The organism is Nitrospirota bacterium (genome assembly GCA_040756155.1).
GTDB lineage: Bacteria > Nitrospirota > Thermodesulfovibrionia > JACRGW01 > JBFLZU01 > JBFLZU01.
In genome coordinates this window covers 1-3,568 of record JBFLZU010000106.1, presented here as the reverse complement: position 1 = coordinate 3,568, position 3,568 = coordinate 1, and the positions used below count along the sequence as shown (strand labels likewise).

The window sequence follows — 3,568 nt, the reverse complement described above, 5'->3', positions numbered from 1 at the left end:
TCGTAGCAGTAATAAGGCGGACATCTACCTTTATTGGTTTTAAACTCCCTATCCTTGTAATCTCCATGTCCTGAAGAACCCTCAGGAGTTTTGCCTGGAGATCAAGCCTGAGACTTGATATCTCATCAAGAAATATTGTCCCACCATTTGCATATTCAAACTTACCCATCATCTTCGTATATGCACCTGTAAATGCACCTTTCTCATGACCGAAAAACTCACTCTCCATAAGTTCGGGGGGAATGGCTGCACAGTTTACGGCTACAAATGGCTCTTTACATCTCGGGCTTTCTTTATGTATGCATCTTGCAATAAGCTCTTTGCCTGTTCCGCTCTCTCCTGTAATTAATACACTCGTAGATGCTGGGGCTACATTCTTGATTATCCTGAATATCTCTAACATCTTTTGATTCCTGGTTATTATGTCACCGAAGCCCCATATCCTTTCTATCTCAGAGCGAAGATATTCCACCTCATTTTTTAATCGCTGTTTTTCAATAATACGACTGGTAGTGGAGAGTATCTCATCAGGTTCAAAAGGTTTGGTAATATAATCATATGCTCCCTGCCTGATACACCCTACTGCCTCCTTAACATCATTCAGGGCAGTGACCACAACAACATCAACATCAGGGACAATAGCCTTGAGTTTATCAAGCGTTTCTCTACCATCCATCACAGGCATCGAGAGGTCAAGGAGAACAATATCCACATCATTTTTCTCGATAATCTCTATAGCCTCTTTACCATTTATTGCAGTTAATGTTGTATATCTGTCTTCGAGGATTAACTGGAGTGATTCCCTGACAGCCTCTTCATCATCAATAATTAATACAACAGGCATTTTACCATTCATATCAAACTATTATATCACATTCTTCCCCTGTATGATTTTATAATCTGATATCGAAATCTCCATTTATCTGTCGAGAGGGCTTCTAACTCCAAGGATATTCCTTGATGCCACATGGGTATAGATCATCGTGGTCTGGAGGTTTTTATGCCCAAGCAGTTCCTGAATTGTCCTGATGTCGTAACCTTTTTCAAGAAGATATGTTGCGAAACTGTGCCTGAGCGTATGGATAGAGGCTTGCTTTGCGATGCCGGCTTTTATGACCGCATTTTTAAATGCCCTCTGTAACGCTGCAGGATGGGTGTGATGACGCCTTACAATACGTGTCCTCGGATCAATCGAATCTGTTTTTGATGGAAAAAGCCAGAACCATCCCCATTCTTTACCTGCATTTGGATATTTTTTCTCAAGTGCACCAGGCATATAAACGCCATTTGCCTTATCCCTTCTGTCCTGCTCATAAAGTTCCCTTACAGAAGAGATATGGTGAATAAGTTCGTCTTTAAGAATCTCCGGCAGAACCGTCCTCCTGTCCTTATCTCCTTTTCCTGACCTTACAATTACAATGCTCTGTTCTATGTCAACATCTTTTATTCTGAGATTCAGACATTCCTGAAGACGTAGTCCGCACCCATAGATAAGCATTGCCATAAGACGTTGAATTCCTGACATTTCATCAAAAATATTATTAACTTCCTTAATTGTCAGCACTACTGGCAGACGCCGCCGCCGATGCGCCCTGACAGACGTGATTTCATCCTCGATATCCTTATCAAGAACATGCCGGAACACAAAGACAATTGCATTTAGAGCCTGATTCTGTGTAGAAGATGAGACCTTCTTTTCAACCGCCAGATAACTGAGAAAGTCCTGAAGGGTTTTTCCATCAAGGTCATTTGGGTTCTTGTTTTTTACAAAACCTTGAAATTGACGAAGCCATGCGAGATATGTTTTTTCAGTGCTATAAGACCTGTGTCGGAGTCTGATAGCCTCTATAGTCTTTTTCTTAATTGTCTTCCAGTCGTTAATCCTTGTTGCAGAGAAATGAACATTTTCATCAGGGGACGACCGTGAAAGGAAATAGCTGTAGAGTCTGAGTGCATTATCCGCCTGATTTACCTGCCAGTCTTCGTGACTTTTGCTCAGATGTTTTAGAAATTGAGATTTTTGCTCGTTTGTTGTTAGATTAGACAAAGGTATATCAAAAAACCGATAACAATCCGTCACCCATTTTAAATAAAACGGAATATATTTGCTTTGGATCCTTCCTTTTAATGACAAAAAGTTCCTGAATTGTTCTAACATAATTAAACCTCAATATTATATTGCTGCAATATAATATTTAATAATGCATGATTATATTGTAAAACATTGCAATTTTCAAGGGTTTTCGCTTGACAAACCCAGGCAAGCCACATATAATCCATCATATCATTGAATCAATATAAAATATAATGATGGGCGGGACGATAGGAATAAAAATAAATTATAAGAGCCGTCCCGCCCATCGGTGGAGCTGAGCTTTCACTCAGTCCAGCAATTTGCTGGTCGGCTCTTAAGAAAAAGAAATAAAAAGGCATTAAAAGACTCGCCGCCCATCAAATCGCTGGAGCGAACGTCACTCAGCCTGCATTGTTCGCCTTCGGCGTCCAGCAGGCTCGTGCCGACGCTCAGCTCCACCGTTAGAACGCACAACAATGAAGAAAATTGCCATTGCCTTCGCCATCGTAGTCCTACTCGTAGCTGGGTTTGTTACGTGGAAGGCATGGTGTTCAAAAGATGTCGATATTCTGGCTATTGGCAATTTCTTGGTATTGACCTTCACTCTTGTCGTTTTGGTGTGGTACGCGTACGACACCAATGCAATTGCGAAGGTGACTCAACAACGATGGTTGCGGGAGGGCGTCCTTAGCACAACCTACAGTCTGCAACTATTGGGAGAAAAAGGTCAGGCGGGTCGTACACTGGTTCAACTCCACAACCCAAGTACGCTTATCGTTCGCGCCAAAATCAATTTTAACTTCCGAGTATATGGCGAACCCATATCCGCAGGTGGCCTGTATGATGGAAAGGATGTTTGGCTTCTTTTTCCACAGCAAATGAGCCAAGGATGGTTCGAGATCGAATCGTTGCTCCAAAAGAAGGGAAAGTCTGTCAGTACAATGATTGCGGAATGCACATCCGCTAACCGGGAAGACCAAGTCACGATGGTGCTTGAGCTTGAGTTTTGGGATGAACTTGGAGCCCGACGCAAATTGCCCTCGCGACGGCACTACTTCGATTTCGAGCGTTGGGCCTGGATTCCGCAGCTCGCTGAACGCACGGAGGCACAGTGAGTAACCGCGTTCTAACTACGCGTTCCAAGGGACGTCGGCGCTATCGCGCCGCCGCCCCTGAACGCGGGCGTTATCTGCTCTTTGCGAGTAAAATGAAGGAGATTCATTGAAACTTTGGAACAAAAGATTATTCTTGCCTCGTGAATAGTTTAGTAGAGGTAACTCTGACGCGTTTTTCACAGAGCATACGGTGGAAACCCTCGTTATGGAAAAAATAAGACTTGAAATAGAGTTCCACAAAAGAAAACCTCTGGTGTCAAGTATCAGCTTTATTCCCCACCCCGGTATCAGATTTATTCCCCACTTTTTCCAGGTTAAATTATAAAACTCGTCCTGAAGCTTTGTCCATAATTATCACAAAATAATTTCACCCCCTTCT

General features: G+C 42.6%; 3 protein-coding genes. 1 reads left to right on the top strand and 2 read right to left on the bottom strand.

Going from position 1 to position 3,568, the window contains the following annotated elements; genetic code table 11:
* Together AB1488_10100 and AB1488_10095 are read right to left on the bottom strand one after the other, a co-directional pair.
* A partial coding sequence (locus tag AB1488_10100) for a sigma-54 dependent transcriptional regulator (GenBank protein ID MEW6410443.1) occupies window positions 1-844 on the bottom strand: 844 nt, incomplete at its 3' end.
* Window positions 845-919: 75 nt separating this feature from the next.
* On the bottom strand, window positions 920-2,158 hold the full coding sequence (locus AB1488_10095; GenBank protein ID MEW6410442.1) for an integron integrase: 1,239 nt from the start codon (window positions 2,156-2,158) through the stop codon (window positions 920-922).
* 392 nt (window positions 2,159-2,550) lie between these two features.
* Between AB1488_10095 and AB1488_10090 the strand changes: the two genes are divergently transcribed.
* Window positions 2,551-3,189, top strand: coding sequence for a hypothetical protein (locus tag AB1488_10090; GenBank protein MEW6410441.1), 639 nt, complete (start codon window positions 2,551-2,553; stop codon window positions 3,187-3,189).
* The last annotated feature ends 379 nt before the right edge of the window (window positions 3,190-3,568 follow it).

What these genes read in the sequence shown, in the direction of transcription:
- AB1488_10095 (MEW6410442.1), bottom strand. Translation starts at nt 2,158, where the DNA reads ATGTTAGAACAATTCAGGAACTTTTTGTCATTAAAAGGAAGGATCCAA.
- AB1488_10090 (MEW6410441.1), top strand. Translation starts at nt 2,551, where the DNA reads ATGAAGAAAATTGCCATTGCCTTCGCCATCGTAGTCCTACTCGTAGCT.